We start from the raw sequence: 24,937 nt of genomic DNA, 5'->3' as shown, positions 1-24,937 counted from the left end.
CCCGGGAGGGTACGTTCCGGCCACCGGTGGGTAGGCTCAGCGGACATGGAGCACCAGGTCTTCGTTCCGGTTCCCGCCGAGCGACTCGGAGCGGCCCTCGCCGACCCCGCGCGCGTCGCCCGCGCGATCCCCGGCCTGCAGCAGGACGCCGGTGCCGAACCCGTCGCCGGGCGGCTGAAGCTGCGCGTCGGCGGACACTCCGTCACCTACCGGGGGGCGCTGCGGATCACGCCCCGGGACGACGGCACGTACGCGGTCGAGGGCGACGCCACCGAGGCCCGCGGCACCGGTGCCGTGAAGCTCGCCCTCACCCTGCGCCTCGCGGAGACCGAGGGCGGTACGACGGTCACGGCCGAGGGCACGGCGGACGCGGACGGCCGGATCGCGGAACTGCCGGCGGAGGCGGTGACCTCGGCGGCGACCAGGCTGCTGGGCCGCTTCCTGGAGGGGCTGGGCGAGGCCGGGGCCGGGCGCGCGGAGGCACGCGAGGACGCGGACGCCCGTGAGGACCACGTCTCCGTCTTCGACACCGACGTGCGCCCGCCGTCCCTGGACCCGGAGGCCGACGAGGGCGAGGGGGACGACGAGGGCGACGGGGCCGGCGCGGACACGGCGGGCGCGGAGGGCGTGCAGGGCGCGGAGGACGGTGCCGGCGGCACCGGCGCGTCGGCCGCCGACCGGCCCGCCGAGAACTTCGCCGACACCGGCGAGCCCCCCGCCGAGGCCGCGCACGCCCGCCGGACCATGATCGGCCGCAGCGCCGAGGAGGTCGACCACGCGCCCCCGCGGGGCCGCTACGCGCCCGTCCCGGCACCCCAGGCGGTCTCGGCGACCTCGGCCCTGCGCTGGGCGGCTCCCGCGGCGGCCCTGGTGGTGGCGTCCGCGATCGTCGTCGGCAGGGCCCTGCGCAAACGCCGCTGAGCGCGCCCGACGCGCCCGCACCCGGAGTGCCGGCCGGCCCTGCCCCAGTACTGTCGTCCCGTGAGCAACGAAGCCATCACGCTGACCGCAGGCGAAGCGGAAGTACGCCTCACCCCCGCCAACGGGGGCCGTATCGGTGGAGTCAGGGTCGGATCCCTCGAACTGCTCAGGCAGGGCCCGCGTTTCGGCTGCTTCCCGATGGTCCCCTGGTGCGGCCGGATCCGGGAGGGCCGCTTCCTCGACGGCGGCACCGTCCGCCAGATGCCGCTGAACTCCCCGCCGCACGCCATCCACGGCACCGCCCGCGACGGCGCCTGGCGCGTCGCGCGCGCCTCGGAGGGCGAGGCGGTGATCACGTACGACCTCGTCGACCCCTGGCCGCACCGCGGCCGCGTCACCCAGGTCGTCACGCTCACCGAGGACAGCCTGACGCTGACGATGTCCGTCGAGGCACGGGACGACTCCTTCCCGGCGCAGATCGGCTGGCACCCGTGGTTCAACCGCAACCTCGGCGGCCAGGACGCGGCGCTCGACTTCACGCCCGCCTGGCAGGAGGAGCGCGGCGCCGACCACCTGCCCACCGGCAACCGCATCGACCCCGTCCCCGGCCCCTGGGACGACTGTTTCGGCATGCCCGACGGCGTCGACGTCACCCTCACCTGGCCGGAGCAGCTGGAGCTGAAGGTGACCAGCCGCGAGGAGTGGGTGGTCGTCTACGACGAGCAGGCCGAGGCCGTGTGCGTCGAGCCGCAGACGGGTCCGCCCAACGGGCTGAACACCCTCCCGCGCCTGGTCACCCCGCTGGAACCGCTGGAGGCGACGACGACCTGGACATGGCGGCGCCTTTAAGCTGGTCGGCATGACGGATGTACGTGGCGCGCTGCTGCAGCAGATCAAGGACAAGGCCGTGGTGCACGGCAAGGTGACCCTCTCGTCGGGTCTGGAAGCCGACTACTACGTCGACCTGCGCCGCATCACCCTCGACGGCGAGGCCGCCCCGCTGGTCGGCCAGGTGCTCCTCGACCTGACCGCCGACCTGGAGTTCGACGCGGTCGGCGGTCTCACCATGGGCGCCGACCCGGTCGCCGCGGCCATGCTGCACGCCGGCGCCGCGCGCGGGAAGAAGCTCGACGCGTTCGTCGTCCGCAAGGCGGCGAAGGCGCACGGCCTGCAGCGGCGTGTGGAGGGCCCGGACATCGCGGGCCGGCGCGTGCTCGTCGTCGAGGACACCTCCACCACCGGCGGCTCCCCGCTGACCGCCGTGGAGGCCGTGCGCGAGGCCGGCGCGGAGGTCGTCGCCGTCGCGACCATCGTGGACCGGGCGACCGGTGCCGCCGAGAAGATCGAGGCCGGCGCGGGCGTTCCGTACCGGTTCGCCTTCTCGAAGGATGAACTGGGTCTGGACTGACGACGCGGATTGACCTGGACTTGTCCGACGCATGGACCAGCGGTCCATGTCTGGAAAGATGGGGGCGACGATGACGTCGCCCCCCAGGTCTAGGTCAGGGCCGTAACGCACCAAGCCAACCCGCAACACAAGGAGCGGACAGATGCCCATCGCAACCCCCGAGGTCTACAACGAGATGCTCGACCGGGCGAAGGCAGGCAAGTTCGCCTACCCGGCCATCAACGTCACCTCGAGCCAGACCCTGAACGCGGCGCTGCGCGGCTTCGCGGAGGCGGAGAGCGACGGCATCGTCCAGATCTCCACGGGTGGTGCGGAGTTCCTCGGCGGCCAGTACAGCAAGGACATGGTGACCGGCGCGGTCGCGCTCGCCGAGTACGCGCACATCCTCGCCGAGAAGTACCCGGTCAACATCGCGCTGCACACGGACCACTGCCCGAAGGACAAGCTCGACGGGTACGTGCGCCCGCTGATCGCGATCTCCGAGGAGCGCGTGAAGGCCGGCCGGAACCCGCTGTTCCAGTCCCACATGTGGGACGGCTCCGCGGAGACCCTCGCCGACAACCTGGAGATCGCCCAGGAGCTGCTGGAGCGCACCCGCGCCGCCAAGATCATCCTTGAGGTGGAGATCACCCCCACCGGCGGCGAGGAGGACGGCGTCTCCCACGAGATCAATGACTCCCTCTACACCACGGTCGAGGACGCGATCCGCACCGCCGAGGCCCTCGGCCTGGGCGAGAAGGGCCGCTACCTGCTGGCCGCCTCCTTCGGCAACGTGCACGGCGTGTACAAGCCCGGCAACGTCGTGCTCCGCCCCGACCTGCTGAAGGAGCTGAACGACGGCGTCGCCGCCAAGTTCGGCAAGGCGTCCCCGTTCGACTTCGTCTTCCACGGCGGCTCCGGCTCCACCGAGCAGGAGATCCTGACCGCGCTGGACAACGGCGTCGTGAAGATGAACCTCGACACGGACACCCAGTACGCCTTCACCCGCCCGGTCGCGGCCCACATGTTCCAGAACTACGACGGCGTCCTGAAGGTCGACGGCGAGGTCGGCAACAAGAAGGCCTACGACCCGCGCACCTGGGGCAAGCTGGCCGAGGCGAGCATGGCCGCGCGTGTCCTGGAGGCCACGCAGAACCTGCGCTCGGCGGGCAACAAGATCAAGTAAGCGGTACCCCACGGCGGGCCCGGCGGCTGTCCATGCCGCCGGGCCCGCTGTATACCTGGGACCATGCCCGACGTCCGGCTGGCCTCGCCCCAGGGCAAGTGGATCCTGCTCACCACCGTCCTCGGCTCCAGCATGGCCATGCTGGACTCGACCGTCGTCAACGTGGCGCTCCCGAGCATCGGCCGTGACCTGGGGGCCGGCCTCGCCGCCCTGCAGTGGACGGTCAACGCGTACATGGTCACGCTGGCGGGCCTGATCCTGCTCGGCGGTTCGCTGGGGGACCGCTACGGCCGCCGGAAGATCTTCGTGCTGGGGGTCGTCTGGTTCGCGTCGTCCTCCCTGCTGTGCGGTCTCGCCCCGAACTCGGTCGTACTGATCGCGGCGCGGGCGCTGCAGGGCATCGGCGGGGCCCTCCTCACCCCCGGCTCCCTCGCCCTCATCCAGTCGTCCTTCCACTCCGACGACCGGAGCCGGGCCGTCGGCTTCTGGTCCGGCTTCGGCGGGATCGGCGCGGCGGTCGGCCCGTTCCTGGGGGGCTGGCTGGTGGCCGGGCCCGGCTGGCGCTGGGTGTTCCTGCTGAACGTGCCGCTGGCCCTGCTGTGCGTGCCGGTGGCCCTGCGGCACGTGCCCGAGTCCGCCGACAAGCGCGCCCACGGCCGCTTCGACGTCCTGGGCGCGGCGCTCGGCGCTCTTTCCCTCGCCCTGCTGACGTACGCCCTCATCGAGGCGCGCAGCGGCACCGTGGCGGTGGCCCTGACCGGGGCGGCGGGCCTGGCGGCGGCCGTGGCCTTCGTCTGGGTCGAGCGGCACCGCCCGGACCCGATGCTCCCGCCGGACATCTTCGCCTCGCGCCAGTTCACGGCGGTCAACCTGGTCACCCTGTGCGTGTACGCGGCCTTCGGCGGTTTCTTCTTCCTCACCGCGCTCCAGCTGCAGGTGGTGGCGGGCTACTCGCCGCTGGCCGCCGGTACGGCCCTGCTGCCGACCACGGCCCTGATGCTGCTGTTCTCCTCCCGCTCCGGCGCCCTGGCCGACCGCACGGGGCCACGCCTGCCGCTCACGGTCGGCCCGCTGCTCTGTGCGGCGGCGCTGCTGCTGATGCTGCGGGTGGGCCCCCACGCGGACTACGTCACGGACGTGCTGCCGGCCCTGCTGGTGATGGGCGCCGGCATGGTCACCCTGGTCGCCCCGCTGACGGCCACGGTCCTGGCCTCGGTGGACGCCTCCCGGGCGGGGCTGGCGAGCGGCATCAACAACGCGGCGGCCCGAGTGGCGGGCCTGGTGGCCGTCGCGGCGCTCCCTCTGCTCACCGGGATGGGCCCGGAGGCGTACCGCAGCCCGACGGCCTTCGACGCCGCGTTCGACCGCGCGATGCCGATGCTGGCGGCGGTGCTGGTCCTGGGCTCGGTGCTTGCCTTCACCCGGGTCCGCCGCCCGGCCCCGGACTGCCGTCACCCGGAGTGCCGCTGCCACGGCAACGTGACGACGCCACCGCTGGAGGGGGAGCGGCGGGGCGGCTAGGAGACGGGGCGGCCAGGGGGCGGGGCGGGCAGGGGGCTTTCGGCCGCGGGCGCGTGGTGGCCGGCGGCGGTCACGGTGCGCAGCCGCACACCGGTGCAGGAGCCGCACATCGACGCAGGTGGGCGCCCCCGGAGAACCGGGCACCGCGGGACACCGTCGCGTGGGCCAGACTGGACCCCATGACGATTCACGAGAACCTCCTGGGCGGCCCGCCCCCCACCCACCTCCCCGACGACCCGGAGCCCCGCGACCTCCTCGCCCAGGGCACCGCGCCGGCGGACGTGGCCGCCAAGTACCCCACCTCCTCCCTCGCCTGGGCCCAGCTGGCCGACGAGGCGTTCGAGCGCGGCGCGGTCGTGGAGTCGTACGCCTACGCCCGTACGGGCTACCACCGCGGTCTCGACGCGCTGCGCCGCAACGGGTGGAAGGGGCACGGCCCGGTCCCCTGGGAGCACGAGCCGAACCGCGGCTTCCTGCGCGCCCTGCACGGCCTGGCCCGCGCCGCCCAGACCATCGGCGAGCAGGACGAGTACGAGCGCTGCAGCCAGTTCCTGAAGGACTCCTCGCCCACGGCGGCCCAGACCCTCGGCTGACCGTCCCGTGGCACGGGCAGGGGCCCGTCCGGCAGCGGACGGGCCTTGCCGTTTCCTCGGCGATTGCGGAGGATTCCGGGTGGGGACCGGGGCCCCCGTGCCGGAATCGGCAGGGGCGGACCGCTACCCGGAGTAACAACAGGAGACAGCGATGTCCCACAAGGCTCACCCCCACGAGGCCGCTGAGCCCGAGACCCCGCATCTCGACTCGACCGTCGACCCGCACCTCGACTTCGCGGGGACGACACCGTACGAGGACTACGTCAAGGCGGACGTGCTCACCCACCTCCAGCAGACCCTCTCCGACGACCCCGGAGAGATGGTCTTCCTGGTGACCACCCAGGTCATGGAGCTGTGGTTCACCGTCATCGTGCACGAGTGGGAGACGGCCGCCGCGGCACTCCGCTCGGACGACGTGCCCACGGCGGTCGCCGCGCTGAAGCGTTCCGTACGGGAACTGGAGGCCCTCAACGCCTCCTGGACGCCGCTCGGCCAGCTCACTCCGGCCCAGTTCAACGCCTACCGCTCCGCCCTCGGCGAGGGCTCCGGCTTCCAGTCGGCGATGTACCGGCGCCTGGAGTTCCTGCTCGGCGAGAAGTCCGCGTCCATGCTCGTGCCGCACCGCGGCGCCCCCCGCGTGCACGCGGAGCTGGAGAAGGCGCTGCAGGAGCCGAGCCTCTACGACGAGGTGCTGCGCCTGCTGGCCCGCCGCGGCCACGCGATCCCCGACTCCGTGCTGCGCCGGGACGTCTCCCGGCGCTACGAGCCCTGCGACGAGGTCGAACAGGCCTGGGCGGCGATCTACGCCGGCGACCAGAACGCCGAGCTCACCCGCCTCGGCGAGGCGCTGACCGACGTGGCCGAACTGGTCTGGCGCTGGCGCAACGACCACCTGGTGGCCACCCGCCGCGCGATGGGCGCCAAGGCCGGCACGGGCGGCTCCGCGGGCGTGGCCTGGCTGGAGAAGCGCGCCCGCAAGAACGTCTTCCCGGAGCTGTGGACGGCGAGGTCCCATGTCTGAGCCGGCACTGCAGGCCGAGAAGCGGGACGCGGAGGACGAGCTCGCACCGCTCAGGTCCCGCTTCGTCCTGGACGAGGTGGTCTACCTCGACGGAAACTCCCTGGGCGCGCTGCCCGCGAACGTCCCCGACCGGGTGGCGGACGTCGTCCGCCGCGAGTGGGGCGCCCTGCGCATCCGCTCCTGGGACGAGAGCGGCTGGTGGACCGCGCCCGAGCGGATCGGCGACCGGATCGCCCCGCTGGTCGGCGCGGCACCGGGCCAGATCGTCGTCGGCGACTCCACGAGCGTCAACGTGTTCAAGGCGCTGGTGGCCGCCGTCCGGATGGCGGGCGAGGACCGGACCGAGCTCCTGGTGGACGCCACGACCTTCCCCACGGACGGCTACATCGCCGAGTCGGCGGCCCGCCTGACCGGCCGCACCCTGCGGGCCGTCACCCCGGCGGAGGTGCCCGAGGCCCTGAACGACCGTACGGCGGCGGTGCTGTTGAACCACGTCGACTACCGCACCGGCCGGCTGCACGACCTGCCGTCCCTGACGGCCGCGATCCACGCCCGTGGCGCCCTCGCGGTCTGGGACCTGTGCCACAGCGCGGGCGCGCTGCCGGTCGGCCTGGACGAGCACGGGGTCGACCTGGCCGTCGGCTGCACGTACAAGTACCTGAACGGCGGCCCGGGTTCGCCGGCGTACCTGTACGTCCGCCGTGACCTGCAGCCCCGCTTCGACTCCCCCCTCCCCGGCTGGAACTCGCACGCCGAGCCCTTCGGCATGAGCCCGTCCTACGCCCCGGCGCCGGGCGCGCTGCGCGGCCGGGTCGGGACGCCGGACATCCTCTCCATGCTGGCCCTGGAGGCGGCGCTGGAGGTCTGGGACGAGGTCGGCATCGACGCGGTCCGCGCGAAGTCCCTCGCCCTGACGGACTTCTTCCTGCACTGCGTGTCCGCGTACACCGAGCCCGGCCGGGTGGAGTCCGTGACCCCGGAACGGCACGAGGAGCGCGGCAGCCAGGTCGCGCTGCGCTGCGCGGACGCCGGCGAGGTGATGAAGGAGCTGATCGCCCGTGGGGTGGTGGGCGACTTCCGCCACCCGGACGTCCTCCGCTTCGGATTCACGCCGCTGTACGTGGGCTTCGCGGACGTGGAACGGGCGGCCCGGATCCTGGGCGAGGTGCTGGCGTAGGGATGCGTCGGGGGTAGGGGCGGGGACGGGGCGGGGCAGGGATGCCTCGCGCCCCCTGCCCCCGCTCCCGCACGCCCCCGGCTCCCCGCGCCCTCATCCATGGATCCCCCCAGAACCGTTTAACCCTCACCCTGCGTGACATCCCCATGTCCGCGCATGTCATCGGCCTGGTACCGTCCCCGCCAACGGCCGACGAAGATTCCTTGGCCCGGTCCGCCACACCCCAAATCCGTTCCATCGCCGAGAGGTTGGAGCATGCCGGACGACGCCGCAGCAGCCCGGGCCGCAGCCGAGGAGGAGTCGGCCTTCTCGCACCCGCCGGTCGACCCCGACGTCACCGTGGCCTACGGCGCCCACCCCGACCAGGTGATCGACTTCTACGCGCCCCGCTCCGGCCCGGACCCCGCCCTTCCCGCCCCGCTCTCCCCGCTGGTGGTGGTCCTGCACGGCGGCGCCTGGCGGGCCCGCTACGACCGCCGGCACATCACCCCCTTCGCGGACCATCTGGCCCGCAGGGGCTTCGCGGTGGCCAACGTCGAGTACCGGCGAGGCGGCGACACCCCCCTTGTCCCGGAACAGAGCGGCGAGACGGACCGGGCGCACACCCCGGCGGCCGGCCGCTGGCCCGACACCTTCGACGACGTCGCGGCGGCCCTGGACGCCCTTCCGGCCCTGGTCCGCGAGGCGCTTCCGCAGGCCGACCCGCGCCGCACGGTCCTCACCGGCCACTCGGCCGGTGGCACCCTGGCCCTCTGGGCGGCGGCCCGGCACGTCCTCCCCCCGGACGCGCCCTGGCGCACCGACGGCCCGGCCTCGCTCCGGGGCGTCGTCGCGCTCGCCCCGATCGCCGACTTCGAGGTGGCGGAGAAGCTGGGCGTCTGCGAGCACGCGTCCCTGCAACTCCTCGGCGGGCACGACACGTTCGCCGGGCGCCGCCCCTACGCGGACCCGGCCCTGCTGCTCCCGACGGGCATCGCGACGACGCTGGTGCAGGGCCGTAAGGACCTGGACGTGCCGCAGGCGGTCGCCGAGTCGTACGCGGAGGCGGCGGCGAAGGCGGGGGAGATGGTGGGGCTGACCCTGCTGGAGGACGTGGGCCACTTCCCGCTGATCGACCCGGCGGCGGACGCGTGCGCGGTGGTGGTGGAGGAGATCGCCCAACTGGCCTGGTGAGAAACGGTCCGGCAGCACGCGCGGCGCTCCCCGGGGGCGGGGCCCGGTGATACCCGTAGTACCTGAGAGCTACCTGGCAGGACAGCTCCCAGGCGTGACGCCGACGACGCCTTTCGATCCCTAACTTCCTTCTCAGGCAAGCCCGATGGCCGGGCCGACTGAGAGGAAGCCGACCATGGGGCACACCGTTCGTTCCCCGCAGCCGCAGCCGCAGCCGCAGCCGCAGCCGCAGCCGCAGCCGCAACTAGCGACGGTGGGGGTGGCGGAGGCGGAGGCGTCCCGCGTGGGCCGCCCGCGCCCGACGGCGAAGGCCGCGCGGTGGGTGCGGACGGGAGCGCGATCGCGGGCGAAGTCCGCCCGCCGCCCCGGAAGGTGGCGCCGAGCCCTCCTCGCCGCCCTCCTCACCGCGGCCGTGACCGTCCCCCTCGCCGGAGCCGTACGCCCCCGGATCCCGGCCCCCGCCCCGGCCGTACTTCCCCCGCTCTCCGCCGGCACCCTCCAGCAGACGTACGCCGCCAACCGGGCCGACGCCGCCGAGGCCGCCCGCATGGCCGCCGACGACGGCGACGTACACCGTGCCGAAGCCGACCGGGCGCTGGCCTCCCCCGCCCGCCGGCTGCTCACCTTCGACGGCCGAGGCCCCGGCCAGGCCACCGAGGTCCTCGGCGACCTCCCGCACGCCGACCGCATCGCGGTCCTGGTGCCCGGCTCGGACACCTCTTTGGACACCTACCCCCGCTTCCGGCGGGCGGCAGCGGCGTTGTACACCGACCTCACCCAGCGGGCCGCCCCCCACACCGGCGTCTCGGTCATCGCCTGGCTCGGCTACCGGACCCCGGCGACGGTCAGCACCACGGTGACCACCACCGCCCGCGCCGACGAGGCCGCCCCCCAACTCCGGGCCTTCGTACGCCACCTGCGTGCCACGGCCCCCGCCCGGGCCCGCATCTCCCTGCTCTGCCACTCCTACGGCTCGGTCGTCTGCGGCCAGGCCGCCCCCGGCACGGCCGCGGACGACATCGCCCTGGTCGGCAGCCCCGGCACCGGCGCGGACTCGGTCACCGCCCTGCACAGCAACGCCCGGATCTGGGCGGCCCGGGGCGGCGACGACTGGGTGGCGCACGTGCCACACGTCAGCGCGCACCTCTTCGGCACCACCATCGGCTTCGGCACCGACCCGGTCTCCCGCGCCTTCGGCGCCCGGGTCTTCGACGCGGCCGACGCCGGCCACAGCGGCTACTTCACCCCGGGCTCGGCCTCCCTCGCCAACCTGGCCCGGATCACCCTCGGCGAGGCCTCGGAGGTGACCCGTGCCTGACCCGACTCCGTTCCGCGCCCTGCGCAGGTCCGCCCACCGCATCCACCACGCCACCCCCGACTCCCGGGACCGCGCGGTGGACGCCCTGCGCGCCTTCGCCATCCTCGGTGTCGTCCTGGGCCACTGGCTGGTGACGGCGCTGGTGGCGGAGGACGGCGGCCTGCACACGGCGAGCCCGCTGCAGCACATGCCCTGGCTGGCCCCGATCTCCTGGCTCCTGCAGACCCTGGCCGTGTTCTTCCTGGTCGGCGGCCAGGTGGCGGTCCGCAGCCTCGCCTCGGCCCGTGCGCGGGGCGGGACGTACGCCCAGTGGCTGCGCGCCCGCCTGACCCGCCTGCTCCGTCCGGTGGCCGCCCTGCTGTGCCTGTGGGCGGTCGCCACCGCGGTCCTGCTGCTCACCGGAACCCCGCCGGCCACGATCCATGCCCTCGTCCAACTGGCGCTGTCCCCGCTGTGGTTCCTCCTGGTCCTCGCCGCCCTGACGGCCGCCACCCCGCTCCTCGTCCGGCTCAGCCCGCTGTGGCCGCTCGCCGTCGTCCTGCACGTGGACGTCCTCCGGTTCGGGCTGCACGTCGGCCCGTCCTGGCTCGGCTGGATCAACGTGGCGGCGGGCTGGCTCGTCCCGTACACCCTGGGCGCGTCCTGGGCGAGGGGCGAGCTGGACGGCCGCCGCTCGGGATGGGTCCTGTTGTGCGGCGGTACGGCGGCCACGGCGGTCCTCGTCCTGGCCGCGGGCTACCCGGCGTCCATGGTCGGCGTCCCCGGCGCCCGGGTCTCCAACCTCGACCCCCCGACCCTGGCGGCCGTCACCTTCGGCCTGGCCCAGTGCGGTCTGGCCCTGCTGCTGCGCGACCGTCTGCGCCGCGCGATGGAGCGCCCGTTCGCGTGGGCGGCGACAGCTGTGGTGAACCTGTCGGCGATGACGATCTACCTCTGGCACCAGACGGCCCTGATGGCCACGACGGCCGCCGCCCTCCTCACCGGCCGCCGCCTGCCCGGCCTGCACACCCTGCCCGACTCCCTGGTCTGGGTGGCCCACCGCCTGGCGTGGCTCCCCTTCTTCGCCCTGACCCTGGCCCTGTGCCGGACGGCGTTCCGCCACCACGAACAAGGTCCCCGTGTCCCCGGCGGCGGACGGTCGCGGGTGGTGAGTGTGCACCGGAGCGCGGACGAGAAGGCCGGGCGTGCGGTCCGCCGTGTTGTCTAGGGTGGTCCCCGTGACGGGAACGGGGGGCCACCGGCTGTTCGCGATGCTCGCGGGCCCGATCCGGCGCTGGCTGAGGGTGCTGCACGACGACCTGTGGACCTTCCGTGCCGACCCCCTGCCGCCCTCGGTGTGGCTGCGCTGGTTCCCGCACGGCCTGCTGTGCCTGGTCGCGTTCGGGGTGTCCTTCGGCGCGGTCGCGCAGCTCGGCTCCAACGGGGGCGTGGGTGTACAACTCGCCCTGCTCATCGGGCTCGCGCAGGGTGGTGCCGTGGTGCTCGCGCTCCGGCGGCCCGTTCCGGCGTGGTGGATGTCCACGGCGGCCATGCTGGCGGGGGCCGTGGAGGTGCGGCGCCAGCTGCGGGCAGGGGATGCCCACGACTTCACCTGGCCCTGGTCGCCGGCCGGGATCATCGGGCACATGGCCGTCATGCTGCTCCTCGCTCTGCGGGTGCGCACACGGGCGTCCGCCGAGGCCCTGGCCGTGACCGCGTTCCTCACCTATGTCGTCCAGGGCCTGTGGGGTGCGTCCGACTACACGCCGACCGGGGTGATCGCGGTCGTCCTCTCCTCGGTCGTCGTGGTCCTCGGCGTCGCCGTGCGCGGCCGGCGCGTGGCCCGCGCGGAACTCGTCGAGCAGACCACGCTCACCGCCGAGGAACGGGCCCGCCGCACCGTGCTGGAGGAGCGCAGCCGTATCGCCCGTGAGCTGCACGACGTGGTCGCCCACCACATGTCGGTCATCTCCATCCAAGCCCAGGTGGCCCCGCACCTCGTCGAGCAGCCGTCGGCGGAGCTGATCGAGAACCTGCAGGGCATCCGGCAGAACGCACTGGAGGCGCTGACCGAGCTGCGCAGGGTGCTCGGTGTGCTCCGGTCGGAGAACCCCGAGGACCCTTACGGCCTGAGAGGTTCGGACACCGGAGCGGCGCCGGACGCCCCGCAGCCCACCCTCGACCGGCTCGACGCGCTGATCGAGAACACCCGCGCCGCGGGCCTGGACGTGACCACCGAGTTCAAGGGCAGGGCGCGGTCCTACACCCCGGGGGTGGAGCTGTCGGCCTACCGGATCGTGCAGGAAGCGCTGAGCAACGCACTGCGGCACGCGCCGGGATCCCGGGTGTGCGTCGAGGTCACCCACCTTCCGTCCGGTCTTCGCCTGGCGGTGACCAACTCCCGCCCGCATCGGCCCGTCCCGCCCTCCCCGGGTGCCGGCCACGGACTGCTGGGCATGCGGGAACGCGCGACGATGCTCGGCGGCACCGTCACCGCGGCCGGCACCCCGGCCGGCGGCTTCGCCGTCTCCGCCTTCCTGCCCCGGGACGGCACCCCGTCCGTGCCTTCGCCCGCCCCGCCCCCGACAGGAGAACAGAGCCCATGACGAGCGGCGCCGGCCCCATCCGCGTACTCATCGCCGACGACCAGCAGATGGTCCGGCAGGGATTCACCGTGCTGCTCGACACCCAGCCCGACATCGGCGTGGTCGGGCAGGCGGTGGACGGCCTGGACGCCATCGCCCGCACCGCCGAACTCGCCCCGGACGTCGTGCTGATGGACATCCGGATGCCCGAGCTCGGCGGCATCGAGGCGACCCGCCGCATCACCGCGGACCACCCCGCCGTGAAGGTGCTGGTGCTGACCACCTTCGACCTGGACGAGTACGTGTACGACGCGCTGCGCGCCGGGGCCTCCGGGTTCCTGCTCAAGGACGCCTCCGCGGACCAGCTGGCCGAGGCGGTGCGGGTCGTCGCCGCGGGCGACGCGCTGCTCGCCCCGGGCATCACGCGCCGTCTCATCGCCGAGTTCTCCCGCATGGACGGCGACCACCGCGTCCCGCTCAAGCAGCGCGTCGGCGACCTCACGGAGCGGGAGACGGAGGTGCTGGCGCTGATCGCGCAGGGCCTGTCGAACGCGGAGATCGCCGAGCGGCTGGTCGTGGCCGAACAGACCGTGAAGACGCACGTCGGCCGGATCCTGGTCAAACTGGGCCTGCGCGACCGCACCCAGGCGGCGATCCACGCCTACGAGTCCGGTCTGGTACGCCCTGGCGGCCGGTGACTCCCGCCCCGTCCGCGCGCGTCCCCCGAAGGAAGCGTGGTCCCGGAAGGCCCGTAGTACCTGAGAGGGACCCCCGAGAACCCCTCTCCAAGGTGACGACCGCGGCCGGGCCCCGGCCTACCGTTTTCCACGTGACCCAGACGACGCACACGCAGACGACACCGCCGGGGGCGGGCGGCAGGCCGCGCAGCCCGGAGCTCCGGCTGGTCGCCGACGCCCTGCGGGACCTGTTCCAGGACGCCTTCGCCTACCGCCCGCTGCCCCCCATGGCCGTCGACGGCCCGCTCACCCGCCGTCTGCCCGGCCGCATGCGGGAGTCCGCGCGCTGGACCCCGCACGCGCTGGTGGTCGCCGCCGGCGTGGTGGCGATGCTGGCCAACGCCGCGAGCTTCTCCGAGCGCGGGGTGGCGCAGCTGGTGGGCGGGGTGCTCGCGCTGATCCCGGTCCTGCTGACCCTGGCCCGTCCGGTCGGCTCCTTCTGGGTGTCGCTCGGGGCGAGCGCGGTCACCGCGGTGGCCGCCGGCAGCTGGGACACCTGGCCCTGGCTGCCGGGCAGTTTCGTGTCCCACCTGGTGGTGCTCACGGTGGTGGCGATACGCACCCGCCCGCGCACCGCCGCGTACATGTGGCTGCTGACCGCGATGTACGGCTTCTGGGCAGTGACGTTCTTCGGCATGGGCCGCTACGAGATCAACGTCGCCCCGATGCTGATCCTCTCCGCGCTGGTCCTGCTGGCCGTCACCGTCCGGCACACCCGCCGGCAGGCCCAGCAGGAGGTGACCGCCCAGCTGACCGTGACCGAGCACGAGCGCTCGCGCCGCACCCTGCTGGAGGAGCGCACGACGATAGCCCGCGAGCTGCACGACGTGGTCGCCCATCACATGTCGGTGGTCGCCATCCAGGCCGAGGCCGCGCCCTACCGGGTGGAGAACCCGCCGCCGGAGCTGGAGAAGGCGTTCGCCACCATCCGGGAGAACGCGGTGGCGGCCCTGACCGAGCTGCGCCGGGTCCTCGGCGTGGTCCGGGCGGAGGACTACGAGGCCCCGGACGCGCCGCAGCCCACCCTCGCCGACCTGGACGGTCTGCTCGCCAACGTGCGGGAGGCCGGTCTCGAGGTGGAGAAGGCGGTGACCGGCGCGGTGCGTGAACTGCCGCAGGGAGTGGAGCTGTCGGCGTACCGGATCGTGCAGGAGGCACTGAGCAACAGCCTGCGGCATGCGCCGGGGGCGGCGGCGCGGGTGGAGATCGGGTACGTCCTCGGCGGCCTGGGCCTGCGCGTCGTGGGCGGCCCGCCGCCCGCCCCGCACCTGGTCAAGGCCTCGCCCGGCGCCGGGCACGGCATCACGGGCATGCGGGAGCGCGTCTCGATGCTGAACGGCGAGATGACGGCGGGCCCGACGGACGAGGGAGGCTACGAGGTGACGGTGTTCCTGCCGGTGCCGGCCGCGGTGCCTGCCGGCGAGGGTGACGCATGACCATCCGTGTGGTGGTCGCGGACGACCAGATGATGGTCCGCGAGGGCTTCTCGGTGCTGCTCAACGCGATGCCGGACATCGAGGTCGTCGGCGAGGCCGTCAACGGGCGGGAGGCGGTCGAGCGGGTGCGGGAACTCGCCCCGGACGTGGTGCTGATGGACATCCGGATGCCGGAGCTCAACGGCATCGACGCGACCCGGGAGATCGTCGCGGCGGACGCGGCGGCGAAGGTGCTCGTGCTGACCACGTTCGACCTGGACGAGTACGTGTACCAGGCGCTGCGGGCGGGCGCCTCCGGCTTCCTGCTGAAGGACGCCTCGGCGCGTCAACTGGCGGACGGGGTAAGGGTGGTGGCGTCGGGCGAGGCTCTGCTGGCTCCCTCGGTCACCAGGCGGCTCATCACGGAGTTCTCGCGGCTCTCGGAGCCACCGCGCCTGATGGCGCCGGCCCACGCGGCCTACGGGGAGCTGACGGAGCGGGAGACGGAGGTGCTGATCCTGATCGCGCAGGGCCTGTCGAACGCGGAGATGGCCGAGCGGCTGGTGGTGGCGGAGTCGACGATAAAGACCCACGTGAGCCGGATCCTGGTGAAGCTGGGGCTCAGGGACCGCACCCAGGCGGCGGTGTTCGCGTACGAGGCGCGTCTGGTGACCCCCGGCTGACGTGGCGGGTTCGCATCCCTGGTCAGACACCGGGGCGAGGCGTTAGCGTCCCCGCATGGCAGGCCACACCGACCTCGCTTTCGACCCCTGGGACCCGGCGTTCGTCGCCGATCCGTACCCGGTCTACGCCGGGCTGCGGGCGCGCGGGCGGGTGATCCGGTACGAGCCGACCGACCAGTGGCTCGTCCCGCACCACGCGGACGTCTCGGCGCTGCTGCGGGACCGCCGGCTGGGCCGGACGTACCGGCACCGGTTCACGCACGAGGAGTTCGGCCGGGCCGCGCCGCCGGCGGAGCACGAGCCGTTCCACACGCTGAACGACCACGGGATGCTCGACCTGGAGCCGCCGGACCACACCCGGATCCGGCGTCTGGTGTCGAAGGCGTTCACGCCGCGCACGGTGGAGCGGCTGAGGCCGTATGTGCACGGGCTCGCGCGGGATCTGGTGGCCGGGCTGGTCCGGGAGGGCGGGGGTGATCTGCTGACGGACGTGGCGGAGCCGCTGCCGGTGGCGGTGATCGCCGAGATGCTCGGGATCCCGGAGGGCGACCGGGGGCAGCTGCGGCCCTGGTCGGCGGACATCTGCGGGATGTACGAGCTGAACCCGTCCGGGCGGACGGCGCGGCGGGCGGTGCGGGCGTCGGTGGAGTTCTCGGAGTATCTGCGGGAGCTGATCGCAAAGCGCCGCAAGGAGCCGGGGGAGGACCTGATCTCGGGGCTGATCGCGGCCCACGACGAGGGTGACCGGCTCACCGAGCAGGAGATGATCTCCACGGCGGTGCTGCTGCTCAACGCGGGGCACGAGGCGACGGTCAACGCCACGGTGAACGGCTGGTGGGCCCTGTTCCGCGCGCCGGACCAGCTGGCGGCCCTGCGCGCCGACCACTCGCTGATCCCGTCCGCGATCGAGGAGCTGATGCGCTACGACACCCCGCTGCAGCTCTTCGAGCGCTGGGTGCTGGACGACATCGAGATCGACGGCACGGTGATCCCGAGGGGCTCGGAGATCGCCATGCTCTTCGGCTCCGCCAACCACGACCCGGCGGTCTTCGCCGACCCCGGCCGCCTGGACCTCGCCCGCGAGGACAACCCGCACATCTCCTTCAGCGCGGGCATCCACTACTGCATCGGTGCGCCCCTGGCCCGCATGGAGCTGGCGGCCTCCATGACGGCCCTGCTGGAGCGGGCCCCGACCCTGGCATGCGCGCGGGAGCCGGAGCGGAAGCCGAACTTCGTGATCCGGGGGCTGGAGGGGCTGAGCGTCGAGGTGAGGTGATCACCCGCACGCCGGGCGGCGCTCAGACGGTCAGGTCCCGCCTCCGCAACGCCGCCAGCCCACCGGTCACCAGCGCCCCGCTCAGCCCCAGCAGGACCAGGACCGGCTCCCAGCGCATCCGCCCGCCCGGCAGCTTCGGCAGATGCCCGAACGGGGACAGGTCCAGGACGAGCCGCGGTGCGTCCAGAGCCGGGCCCACCCAGCCGATCAGCAGGACCGCCACGGCGACGCCCCAGGCCGCGGGCGCCGCCCGGGGTGCGAGGCCGTACAGCAGGACCGTCAGGCCGCCGATCACCCACACCGCCGGGAGCTGGACGAGGCACGCGCCCAGGACCGGGCCCGCCTGCCTGCCGTAGCCCACCGCCAGGCCCAGGGCCGCCAGGAGCATGATCAGGGCCGAGCCCGCGAAGGCGATCGCCAGGTGGCTCGCGGCCCAGCGCAGCCGCCCCACCGCGCACGCCAGCACCGGTTCGGCCCGGCCGGAGGTCTCCTCGCCGTGCAGGCGCAGTACCGAGGCGACGATGTACAGGGCCGCGACCAGGCCGAGCAGGCCGGCCATCGAGGCGAGGAAGGCGTCCGTGAGACCGCTCTGCCCGCCCATCCGCTCGACGATCTTCCGCGCGTTGCCGTTGTCGCCGAGCAGGTCGGTCGCTCCGTCCGTGAGCCCGCCGTAGACGACCCCGGCGACGAAGAAGCCGCCCGACCAGCCGAGCACGCTGCCGCGCTGCAACCGCCGGGCCAGCGCGCCCGCCGTGCCGAGACGGCCGGTGGCCGGTCCGGGCCGGGTGGGGAGGAAGCTCATGCCGAGGTCCCGGCGCCCGGCGAGGATCCAGGCCACGCCGCCCTGGACGGCCGTGGCCGCCGCGAACACGGCCAGAACCCACCGGCGTTCGTCCGCGAAGGGACGCAGGTTCTCCAGCCAGCCCAGCGGCGACAGCCACGTCAGCACCGACGAGCCGTCGTCCGTCGCCGCGTCGCCCGCCGCGCGCAGCACGAACGCGGCCCCGAGGACCGCCGCCGTCAGGCCCCGGGCGAGACGGGCGCTCTCCGTCAGCTGCGCGACGATCGCCGCCATCGTGCCGAAGACCATGCCGACGCCTGCCAGGCCCAGGCCGAACGTCAGCGCACCGGACGCCCCCCGCCCGGCCAGCCCGCCCGCGACCAGCAACGCCAGCAGTACGTCGGTGACGGCCGCCGCCAGCAGCGCGGCCGCGAGCGAGGCCCGGCGGCCCACCCGTCCCGACGCCACCAGCTCCTGCCGGCCGCTCTCCTCCTCGTCCCGGGAGTGCCGTACGACGATCAGCAGGCTCGCAGCGGCGGCGAGCGCGGCGGCGTAGACCCCCACGCGCCAGGCGGTCAGTGCCCCGACCGAGGTGTCGAAGACCGGTCCGATCAGGGCCCGGAACGAGGCGTCCGCCTTCAACTGCAGCACGAGACGGGCCCGTTGGCCCGGGGTGCCGTACAGGTGCGTCAGGGTGCCCGGCATGGAGAGGACCATGAGCGCGTTCACCGCGACCCACACCGGGATCATCACCCGGTCGCGGCGCAGGGCCAGGCGCAACAAGGTCGCCGTGCCCGCCAGTTCGCGCGTGGTGCCGGGCGCCCGTACCGTGAGCGTGGTCATCGGGACACCTCGTCGAGGTCGTGGTAGTGGCGCAGGAACAGCTCCTCCAGCGTGGGCGGCGTCGAGGTCAGGGACCGTACGCCCGACTCGGTCAGCGTCCTCAGGACCGCGTCCAGGTGGTCGGTTTCGACCTGGAGCCGGACGCGACGGCCCCGGACGTCGAGGTCGTGGACGCCCGGCAGATGTGCGAGGCCGCCCGGCGGGCCGGCGAGTTCGGCGGACACGCTGGTCCGGGTCAGGTGGCGCAGATCGGCGAGTGACCCGCTCTCGACCGTGCGGCCGGCCCGGACGATGCTGACGCGGTCGCAGAGTTCCTCGACCTCGCTCAGGATGTGCGAGGACAGCAGGACCGTACGGCCCCGGTCCCGCTCGTGCCGTACGCAGGCCTGGAAGGCCTCCTCCATCAGCGGGTCCAGGCCCGAGGTCGGTTCGTCCAGGATCAGCAGGTCCACGGCGGAGGCGAAGGCGGCGACGAGCGCGACCTTCTGCCGGTTGCCCTTGGAGTAGGTGCGGCCCTTCTTGGTCGGGTCCAGTTCGAAGCGGTCGATCAGCTCCGCGCGGCGCCGCCGGTCGAGGCCTCCGCGCAGCCGGCCGCAGAGGTCGATGACCTCGCCGCCGGTGAGGTTCCGCCACAGGGTGACGTCGCCGGGCACGTAGGCGACGCGGCGGTGCACCTCGACGGCGTCCCGCCACGGGTCGCGGCCCAGTACCTGCGCGGCGCCCGCGTCGGCACGGAGCATTCCGAGCAGGACCCGGACGGTGGTCGACTTCCCGGCGCCGTTCGGGCCGAGGAAGCCGTGCACCTCACCGGCCTCGACGTCCAGGTCGAGGCCGTCCAGTGCCGGGGTGCGGCCGAAGGACTTGTGCAGCCCGCAGACCGTGATTGCCTTCGTCATGCCCTCAGAACGTACGCTTCTTTCAGTAATTTGTGAAGTTAAGGAATGAGATGAACCTCCGTTAGGGTGGGCGCATGACGGAGTCGAGCGCAGACAGGGATCCGGAGTCGGTCTCGCGGTTCGTGGAGCACTTCGCGGCGCAGCTCGTCGAGGCGGGGATGGCGCGCATGCCCTCCCGGGTCTTCGCCGCCCTGCTCGCCTCCGACACCGGCGCCCTCACCTCGGCCGAGCTGGGTGAGCAGCTGCGGGTCAGCCCGGCGGCCGTCTCCGGCGCCGTGCGCTATCTGGCACAGGTCCACATGGTGTCGAGGGAGCGGGAGCCCGGATCGCGCCGGGAGCGGTACCGGGTGCACAGCGACCAGTGGTACGAGGCGCTGACCAACCGCGAGGCGATCATCAAGCGCTGGGAGGACGCCTTGCGCGAGGGCGTCAGCAGCCTCGGGGCGGACACACCCGCGGGGCGCCGGCTCGCCGAGACGCTGGACTTCTTCGAGTTCATCGAGCGGGACGTGGCCGAGATGATGGAGCGCTGGCGGGCGTACCGGGAGCAGCGCGGCGCCCGCTGACCCCGCTCACCTCTCCTTCGTCTCCTCCAGCACCGTCCGTCCGAGCAGCGCGTACCGCTCGGGGGCGCGGCGTTTGAGGTACTGGGCGCAGCCGACGCCGGCCGCCGCGATCAGGGCCACCAGCCAGGGGGTCGCCTTCAGCACCAGCGAGCCGGACTCGGGCCCGGCGGCCGCGCCCATGTGGGACACCAGCAGCACCACGACGGCGAGCATCGCGATGCCGCCGGCGAGCGGCGCGGTGAAGGTGCGGAACCAGTGCCGGCTCTCGGGGTGGTGGGAGCGGAAGTACGCCAGCACCGCGAAGGAACAGACGGCCTGGACGACGAGGATCGCCATGGTGCCGAGGATGGCGAGCAGGACGTACGTGCCGGTGTACGGGTCCTTGCCCGCGATCCAGAAGGCGCCGATCAGGACCGCGCTCACGGCCGTCTGCACCAGTCCGGCGATGTGCGGGGAGCCGTGCCGGGCGTGGGTCCGCCCGATGGTCCGCCGCAGCGACGGCAGGACGCCCTCCCGTCCCAGGGCGTACAGGTAGCGGGCGGCGCAGTTGTGGAAGGCCATGCCGCAGGCCAGCGAGCCGGTGATCATCAGCCACTGCATCACGTCGACCGCCCAGTGGCCGACGTAGCGCTCGGTGGGGTTGAAGAACATGGCCAGGGGGTTCGCGGAGGAGGCCGCCCGGACGGCCTCGGTCTCGCCGTTGCCGAGGATGGCCATCCAGGAGACGAAGACGTAGAAGACGCCCACGCCCAGGACGCTGATCATCGTCGCCTTGGGGATGATCCGCTTCGGGTCGCGGGACTCCTCGCCGTACATCGCGGTCGACTCGAAGCCGACCCAGGACCAGAAGGCGAAGAAGAGGCCGAGGCCGGCGGAGGTGCCCTTGAAGGCGTTGACCGGGTCGACCGGGGCGAAGGTGAAGCCGTGCGGGCCGCCGCCGTGGAAGGCGACGGACAGCGCCATCGCCGCGAGGACGGTCACCTCGGTCGCGAGCAGCACCACCAGCAGCTTCTCGGCGACGCTGACCCCGAACCAGGTGCCGGCCGCGTTGATCGCGAGCATCAGGACGGCGAAGGACCACCAGGGCACCTGCAGGCCCGTCTGGTCCTTGAGGGTGGTGGTGGCGAAGGTGGAGAAGATGCCGATCAGCGCGGGCTCGAAGACGACGTACGCGAAGGTCGCGAGCAGGCCGGAGGCGAGTCCGGCGGTGCGCCCGAGACCGTACGAGATGAATCCGTAGAACGCGCCGGTGGACGTGATGTGCTTCGCCATCGACGTGAAACCGACGGAAAAGATTGCCAGGACGACCATTGCCACGAGATAGCTGGCGGGCGCCCCGATCCCGTTCCCGGCCGACACCATGAAGGGCACATTGCCGGTCATCGCGGTGATCGGCGCGGCGGTGGCGACGGCCATGAACACCACGCCGAGCAGTCCCACGGCGTTGGGTTTCAGCCGATGAATCGTTCCTTCTTCATCCGTCTTCGCCGCCGGGGCGACGCCCTCGTCCACTGCCATCGGGTGGCCCCTTCCGAGTCCGGTGCGTGGGTCCTGATGGAGCAGCATGGTCGACGAAGAAGGGGCCCGGGAAGGGGTCGGGCCAGTTAAATATTTGTCACCAGACCATTGAGTGGGCAGTTTCTCGGATCGGCACGTGTGGGAGTGATCGTCCGACTACGCCGAGTGGTGACTGGTTCGCGTGCGTGGGAGGGCGCATCATGACGTCGATGACAGAGCGACCGACAAGAGGCGGCAGCGAGCCCGTCAGCTTCGAGTGGCTGGTCGACGCCCTCGACGAGTTGGACATGCCCGGCTTCAAGGCCGAGGTCATCAGGGGGAGCATCGTCTTGTCGCCATGGTCGAGGGGCTACTACGCCCGTGTGATGAGGCTGGTGTGCACGCAGTTGGCGAGGCACCTGCCAGAGGGTCACGTCATCGACACGGCGCCGTTCCTGTATGTCTTCCCGGGCGACGAGCGGGCATACGGCCCGGACATTCACGTTGCCCCTGAGCAGGTCTTCGAGACGGACAGCAACCGTCTTGACGGCGAGGCCCTGGCCCTGGTCGCCGAGCTGACGTCCTCCTCCACGCGGGACGACGACCTGACGGACAAAGTCGCCGTCTATGGAAGGGCGGGCATTCCCGTCTACCTCGTCCTCGACATGCAGGAGAAGAGGGCCACCGTCTTCTGGGATCCCTCGCCCAAGGGGTACGAGTCCCGGGAGACGAGGCCCTTCGGTGAGGAGCTGCACATCCCCGCGCCCTTCGGCTGCACCCTCGGCACCGCGGGCTTCGGGGCCCCCGCCTCAAGCTGAAGGCAGCACCAGGCCCCAGGCCCCCTCCAGGACCCGCCACGTGCGCCTGCGGACCGGGCCGGAGACCGTCGCGTCCGCCCGGTAGCGGAAATCCGTGCCGGTGACCGTCACCGCCCGGCCGGAGGCCCGGAGCGGGGTCGCCTCCGCGCCCAGGGACAGCGGGCGCACCTCCACCTCGGCGTGGCCTCCCGTGCCCGGGGTCACCGTCACCGCCTCCAGCGGATGGTCCAGGTCCACGACCGTCCGTCCGTCGACCTCCACCCGGAGCCGGGCCGGGCCGGGGGAGGGGATCGAGGAGAGGCGGGGCGGGCGAGGGGCGAGGGTGCGGACCAGGGAGCGGTACCAGGTGCGGCCGGAAGCCACCGGCACCGGCGCGGCGGCCGCCGCCCGCACCGGCGCCGGCGGAATGCCGAGGGTGCTCAGCACGACGCCGTCGCTCTCGTCGACCAGCAGGTCCAGCCGTCGTTCCGCCCCGTCCAGGACCGCCCGCGCCGCCGCCACCGCGCCACCCGGCACTCCCAGCGACTCCGCGAGGGCCGTCTCACCCACCGGGACCACCGACAGCGCGCATCCGGCCAGCTCCCGCCGCCGGTGCAGCAGCGTCACCGCCTGCACCAGGGCCCGGTCGTCACCGACCACGACCGGGCGGCGGGAACCCCGTCGGCCCAGTGCGCGGGCGAACTCCTCCGGCCCCTCGGGCAGACACACCTTCGCCGCCGCACCCGCGCTGAGCACGTCTTTCGCGATCCGTACGGACTCCCCGTCCGCCTGCCGTGCCGCCGGGTCGATGATCACCAGCAGCTGTTCGGACGTCGCGAAAGTCGCCACCTCGGTCCTGCCTCGCTTCCTCGGGTAGCATCTTTGTGCAAGAGCCCCTTGCGCTATTGCGCCAGGGGCTTCGTCTATTCCGGGGCATCCGGTCCGACGGTTGGCGACCAACGGCGGTCGCTGTGGCACGCGGCGGTGAACCTTACGCCCACGCCCCCGACCTTGGACATGCCCCGCCCGGAAGGGGTGTACGCGCGTGCCCGCACTTGTGCTGCTCGGTGCTCAGTGGGGTGACGAAGGCAAGGGGAAGGCCACCGACCTGCTCGGTGGCTCGGTGGACTATGTAGTGCGCTACCAGGGCGGCAACAACGCCGGCCACACGGTCGTCGTCGGCGACCAGAAGTATGCGCTCCACCTCCTCCCTTCCGGAATCCTCTCGCCTTCTTGTGTCCCGGTCATCGGCAACGGCGTCGTCGTCGACCCGTCGGTCCTGCTCTCCGAGCTGAGCGGTCTGAACGAGCGTGGCGTCGACACGTCCAAGCTCGTCATCAGCGGCAACGCGCACATCATCACGCCGTACAACGTGACCGTCGACAAGGTGACGGAACGCTTCCTCGGCAAGCGCAAGATCGGGACCACCGGCCGCGGGATCGGCCCGACCTACGCGGACAAGATCAACCGCGTCGGCATCCGGGTCCAGGACCTGTACGACGAGTCGATCCTGCACCAGAAGGTGGAGGCGGCCCTCGACGCCAAGAACCAGATCCTCACCAAGCTGTACAACCGGCGCGCCATCGCCGCCGACCAGGTGGTCGAGGAGCTGCTGGGCTACGCCGAGCAGATCAAGCCGTACGTCGCCGACACCGTCCTGCTGCTGAACCAGGCGCTGGAGGACGACAAGGTGGTCCTGTTCGAGGGCGGCCAGGGCACCCTCCTGGACATCGACCACGGCACGTACCCCTTCGTCACGTCCAGCAACCCGACCGCCGGCGGTGCCTGCACCGGCGCCGGCGTGGGCCCGACGAAGATCAGCCGGGTCATCGGCATCCTCAAGGCCTACACGACCCGCGTCGGCGCCGGCCCCTTCCCGACCGAGCTGTTCGACGAGGACGGCGAGGCGCTGCGCCGCATCGGCGGAGAGCGGGGCGTGACCACCGGCCGTGACCGGCGCTGCGGCTGGTTCGACGCCGTCATCGCCCGGTACGCGACCCGCGTCAACGGCCTGACCGACTTCTTCCTCACCAAGCTGGACGTCCTCACCGGCTGGGAGCAGATCCCGGTCTGCGTGGCGTACGAGATCGACGGCAAGCGGGTCGAGGAGCTGCCGTACTCGCAGACGGACTTCCACCACGCGAAGCCGGTCTACGAGACCCTGCCCGGCTGGTCCGAGGACATCACCAAGGCGAAGTCGTTCTCCGACCTGCCGAAGAACGCCCAGAACTACGTCAAGGCGCTGGAGGAGATGTCCGGCGCCCCGATCTCCGCGATCGGCGTGGGCCCGGGCCGGGACGAGACGATCGAGATCAACTCGTTCCTGTAGAGGAACCACGGCCGCGTGTTCCGGTGGACAATCGACGTATGAGCGTCCACCGGGACCTGCGGTGCCGGGGGCCCTACGGCGGCGAGGGCGCCGATGCCGAGGGCACGGACTGCCCCGACCCGGCCGTCTTCGAGATCGTCCGGCACCGGCTGCCCCCGCTGCGCGTGTGCCCGGTCCACCTGGGGCCCTCGCTGCTGATGGCGAGCGGAGTGCTGTGGCCGCCGGAGATCCGGCTCGTCGGGCGTATCTGACCTCG

At 72.9% G+C, this 24,937-nt stretch carries 24 protein-coding genes; 20 read left to right on the top strand and 4 right to left on the bottom strand.

The features are described from left to right. Window positions 1-45 precede the first annotated feature (45 nt). The 16 genes from AB0N17_RS15290 (at window position 46) to AB0N17_RS15215 (ending at window position 16,972) form a co-directional block, all read left to right on the top strand. Complete coding sequence (locus tag AB0N17_RS15290; protein WP_366011783.1) at window positions 46-921, top strand: SRPBCC domain-containing protein; 876 nt, start codon at window positions 46-48, stop codon at window positions 919-921. Window positions 922-981: 60 nt separating this feature from the next. Then, window positions 982-1,770: an aldose 1-epimerase gene (locus AB0N17_RS15285; protein WP_366011782.1), complete on the top strand. Its 789-nt coding sequence runs from the start codon at window positions 982-984 to the stop codon at window positions 1,768-1,770. Between the two features lie 10 nt (window positions 1,771-1,780). After that, a complete protein-coding gene (gene pyrE, locus AB0N17_RS15280) occupies window positions 1,781-2,329 on the top strand; it encodes an orotate phosphoribosyltransferase (protein WP_366011781.1) in 549 nt (182 codons plus the stop codon). Window positions 2,330-2,471: 142 nt separating this feature from the next. Further along, entirely contained in the window at window positions 2,472-3,494 is a 1,023-nt protein-coding gene (fbaA, locus tag AB0N17_RS15275; RefSeq protein WP_366011780.1) for a class II fructose-bisphosphate aldolase, read from the top strand. Window positions 3,495-3,557: 63 nt separating this feature from the next. Further along, entirely contained in the window at window positions 3,558-5,015 is a 1,458-nt protein-coding gene (locus AB0N17_RS15270; RefSeq protein WP_366011779.1) for an MFS transporter, read from the top strand. A gap of 179 nt (window positions 5,016-5,194) precedes the next feature. After that, a complete protein-coding gene (locus AB0N17_RS15265; protein ID WP_366011778.1) occupies window positions 5,195-5,608 on the top strand; it encodes a DUF3151 domain-containing protein in 414 nt (137 codons plus the stop codon). 151 nt (window positions 5,609-5,759) lie between these two features. Further along, window positions 5,760-6,629, top strand: coding sequence for a tryptophan 2,3-dioxygenase family protein (locus tag AB0N17_RS15260; protein ID WP_366011777.1), 870 nt, complete (start codon window positions 5,760-5,762; stop codon window positions 6,627-6,629). Beyond that, entirely contained in the window at window positions 6,622-7,806 is a 1,185-nt protein-coding gene (kynU, locus tag AB0N17_RS15255) for a kynureninase (RefSeq protein WP_366011776.1), read from the top strand. The genes AB0N17_RS15260 and kynU overlap by 8 nt, the downstream gene beginning before the upstream one ends. Before the next feature lie 255 nt (window positions 7,807-8,061). Continuing rightward, window positions 8,062-8,979 carry an alpha/beta hydrolase gene (locus AB0N17_RS15250; protein ID WP_366011775.1) on the top strand — a complete coding sequence of 306 codons (918 nt, stop codon included), beginning with the start codon at window positions 8,062-8,064 and terminating at the stop codon, window positions 8,977-8,979. Window positions 8,980-9,154: 175 nt separating this feature from the next. Continuing rightward, a complete protein-coding gene (locus AB0N17_RS15245) occupies window positions 9,155-10,297 on the top strand; it encodes an alpha/beta hydrolase (RefSeq protein WP_366011774.1) in 1,143 nt (380 codons plus the stop codon). Further along, window positions 10,290-11,504: an acyltransferase family protein gene (locus tag AB0N17_RS15240; protein WP_366011773.1), complete on the top strand. Its 1,215-nt coding sequence runs from the start codon at window positions 10,290-10,292 to the stop codon at window positions 11,502-11,504. The genes AB0N17_RS15245 and AB0N17_RS15240 overlap by 8 nt, the downstream gene beginning before the upstream one ends. 43 nt (window positions 11,505-11,547) lie before the next feature. Next, window positions 11,548-12,882, top strand: coding sequence for a histidine kinase (locus AB0N17_RS15235; RefSeq protein ID WP_366011821.1), 1,335 nt, complete (start codon window positions 11,548-11,550; stop codon window positions 12,880-12,882). Then, on the top strand, window positions 12,879-13,559 hold the full coding sequence (locus AB0N17_RS15230) for a response regulator transcription factor (protein WP_366011772.1): 681 nt from the start codon (window positions 12,879-12,881) through the stop codon (window positions 13,557-13,559). The genes AB0N17_RS15235 and AB0N17_RS15230 overlap by 4 nt, the downstream gene beginning before the upstream one ends. 131 nt (window positions 13,560-13,690) lie before the next feature. Further along, a complete protein-coding gene (locus AB0N17_RS15225) occupies window positions 13,691-15,034 on the top strand; it encodes a histidine kinase (RefSeq protein WP_366011771.1) in 1,344 nt (447 codons plus the stop codon). Beyond that, window positions 15,031-15,696 carry a response regulator transcription factor gene (locus AB0N17_RS15220; RefSeq protein WP_366011770.1) on the top strand — a complete coding sequence of 222 codons (666 nt, stop codon included), beginning with the start codon at window positions 15,031-15,033 and terminating at the stop codon, window positions 15,694-15,696. The genes AB0N17_RS15225 and AB0N17_RS15220 overlap by 4 nt, the downstream gene beginning before the upstream one ends. Before the next feature lie 55 nt (window positions 15,697-15,751). After that, window positions 15,752-16,972, top strand: coding sequence for a cytochrome P450 (locus tag AB0N17_RS15215; protein WP_366011769.1), 1,221 nt, complete (start codon window positions 15,752-15,754; stop codon window positions 16,970-16,972). 22 nt (window positions 16,973-16,994) lie between these two features. Here AB0N17_RS15215 and AB0N17_RS15210 read toward each other — a convergent pair whose 3' ends face one another. Then, window positions 16,995-18,596, bottom strand: a complete 1,602-nt coding sequence (locus tag AB0N17_RS15210; protein ID WP_366011768.1) for an ABC transporter permease — start codon at window positions 18,594-18,596, stop codon at window positions 16,995-16,997. Beyond that, window positions 18,593-19,492, bottom strand: coding sequence for an ABC transporter ATP-binding protein (locus tag AB0N17_RS15205; protein ID WP_366011767.1), 900 nt, complete (start codon window positions 19,490-19,492; stop codon window positions 18,593-18,595). Before AB0N17_RS15205 ends, AB0N17_RS15210 begins: the two co-directional genes overlap by 4 nt. A gap of 74 nt (window positions 19,493-19,566) precedes the next feature. On the opposite strand from AB0N17_RS15205, the gene AB0N17_RS15200 reads away from it, so the two are divergent. After that, a complete protein-coding gene (locus tag AB0N17_RS15200) occupies window positions 19,567-20,058 on the top strand; it encodes a MarR family transcriptional regulator (protein WP_366011766.1) in 492 nt (163 codons plus the stop codon). 6 nt (window positions 20,059-20,064) lie between these two features. Here the strand turns inward: AB0N17_RS15200 and AB0N17_RS15195 are convergent, their stop codons facing one another. Then, the gene (locus tag AB0N17_RS15195) at window positions 20,065-21,576 is read right to left on the bottom strand and encodes an APC family permease (protein ID WP_366011765.1); all 1,512 of its coding nucleotides are present in this window, start codon (window positions 21,574-21,576) and stop codon (window positions 20,065-20,067) included. A 200-nt stretch (window positions 21,577-21,776) separates the two neighbouring features. Between AB0N17_RS15195 and AB0N17_RS15190 the strand changes: the two genes are divergently transcribed. After that, window positions 21,777-22,373, top strand: coding sequence for a Uma2 family endonuclease (locus AB0N17_RS15190; RefSeq protein WP_366011764.1), 597 nt, complete (start codon window positions 21,777-21,779; stop codon window positions 22,371-22,373). Here the strand turns inward: AB0N17_RS15190 and AB0N17_RS15185 are convergent. Further along, window positions 22,365-23,201 carry a diacylglycerol kinase gene (locus AB0N17_RS15185; RefSeq protein ID WP_366011763.1) on the bottom strand — a complete coding sequence of 279 codons (837 nt, stop codon included), beginning with the start codon at window positions 23,199-23,201 and terminating at the stop codon, window positions 22,365-22,367. The two genes, AB0N17_RS15190 and AB0N17_RS15185, sit on opposite strands and share 9 nt — an antisense overlap. A gap of 196 nt (window positions 23,202-23,397) precedes the next feature. Between AB0N17_RS15185 and AB0N17_RS15180 the strand changes: the two genes are divergently transcribed. Together AB0N17_RS15180 and AB0N17_RS15175 are read left to right on the top strand one after the other, a co-directional pair. Next, complete coding sequence (locus AB0N17_RS15180; protein ID WP_366011762.1) at window positions 23,398-24,681, top strand: adenylosuccinate synthase; 1,284 nt, start codon at window positions 23,398-23,400, stop codon at window positions 24,679-24,681. A 38-nt stretch (window positions 24,682-24,719) separates the two neighbouring features. Next, window positions 24,720-24,932: a hypothetical protein gene (locus AB0N17_RS15175; protein WP_366011761.1), complete on the top strand. Its 213-nt coding sequence runs from the start codon at window positions 24,720-24,722 to the stop codon at window positions 24,930-24,932. Window positions 24,933-24,937 lie beyond the last annotated feature (5 nt).

The sequence above is a fragment of the Streptomyces sp. NPDC051133 genome (assembly GCF_040682635.1).
Lineage (GTDB): Bacteria > Actinomycetota > Actinomycetes > Streptomycetales > Streptomycetaceae > Streptomyces.
Note: the sequence above shows the minus strand (reverse complement) of the source record. Positions and strands in the feature narration are given on the sequence as shown.

Excerpts from the sequence above, each read along its gene's own strand:
- AB0N17_RS15290 (WP_366011783.1), top strand. The coding sequence starts at position 46 with ATGGAGCACCAGGTCTTCGTTCCGGTTCCCGCCGAGCGACTCGGAGCG.
- AB0N17_RS15210 (WP_366011768.1), bottom strand. The coding sequence starts at position 18,596 with ATGACCACGCTCACGGTACGGGCGCCCGGCACCACGCGCGAACTGGCG.
- AB0N17_RS15205 (WP_366011767.1), bottom strand. The coding sequence starts at position 19,492 with ATGACGAAGGCAATCACGGTCTGCGGGCTGCACAAGTCCTTCGGCCGC.
- AB0N17_RS15265 (WP_366011778.1), top strand. The coding sequence starts at position 5,195 with ATGACGATTCACGAGAACCTCCTGGGCGGCCCGCCCCCCACCCACCTC.
- AB0N17_RS15220 (WP_366011770.1), top strand. The coding sequence starts at position 15,031 with ATGACCATCCGTGTGGTGGTCGCGGACGACCAGATGATGGTCCGCGAG.
- AB0N17_RS15235 (WP_366011821.1), top strand. The coding sequence starts at position 11,548 with ATGCTCGCGGGCCCGATCCGGCGCTGGCTGAGGGTGCTGCACGACGAC.
- AB0N17_RS15260 (WP_366011777.1), top strand. The coding sequence starts at position 5,760 with ATGTCCCACAAGGCTCACCCCCACGAGGCCGCTGAGCCCGAGACCCCG.
- AB0N17_RS15200 (WP_366011766.1), top strand. The coding sequence starts at position 19,567 with ATGACGGAGTCGAGCGCAGACAGGGATCCGGAGTCGGTCTCGCGGTTC.
- kynU (WP_366011776.1), top strand. The coding sequence starts at position 6,622 with ATGTCTGAGCCGGCACTGCAGGCCGAGAAGCGGGACGCGGAGGACGAG.
- AB0N17_RS15195 (WP_366011765.1), bottom strand. The coding sequence starts at position 21,576 with ATGGCAGTGGACGAGGGCGTCGCCCCGGCGGCGAAGACGGATGAAGAA.
- AB0N17_RS15250 (WP_366011775.1), top strand. The coding sequence starts at position 8,062 with ATGCCGGACGACGCCGCAGCAGCCCGGGCCGCAGCCGAGGAGGAGTCG.
- AB0N17_RS15270 (WP_366011779.1), top strand. The coding sequence starts at position 3,558 with ATGCCCGACGTCCGGCTGGCCTCGCCCCAGGGCAAGTGGATCCTGCTC.
- AB0N17_RS15230 (WP_366011772.1), top strand. The coding sequence starts at position 12,879 with ATGACGAGCGGCGCCGGCCCCATCCGCGTACTCATCGCCGACGACCAG.
- pyrE (WP_366011781.1), top strand. The coding sequence starts at position 1,781 with ATGACGGATGTACGTGGCGCGCTGCTGCAGCAGATCAAGGACAAGGCC.
- AB0N17_RS15175 (WP_366011761.1), top strand. The coding sequence starts at position 24,720 with ATGAGCGTCCACCGGGACCTGCGGTGCCGGGGGCCCTACGGCGGCGAG.
- fbaA (WP_366011780.1), top strand. The coding sequence starts at position 2,472 with ATGCCCATCGCAACCCCCGAGGTCTACAACGAGATGCTCGACCGGGCG.
- AB0N17_RS15245 (WP_366011774.1), top strand. The coding sequence starts at position 9,155 with ATGGGGCACACCGTTCGTTCCCCGCAGCCGCAGCCGCAGCCGCAGCCG.
- AB0N17_RS15215 (WP_366011769.1), top strand. The coding sequence starts at position 15,752 with ATGGCAGGCCACACCGACCTCGCTTTCGACCCCTGGGACCCGGCGTTC.
- AB0N17_RS15190 (WP_366011764.1), top strand. The coding sequence starts at position 21,777 with ATGACGTCGATGACAGAGCGACCGACAAGAGGCGGCAGCGAGCCCGTC.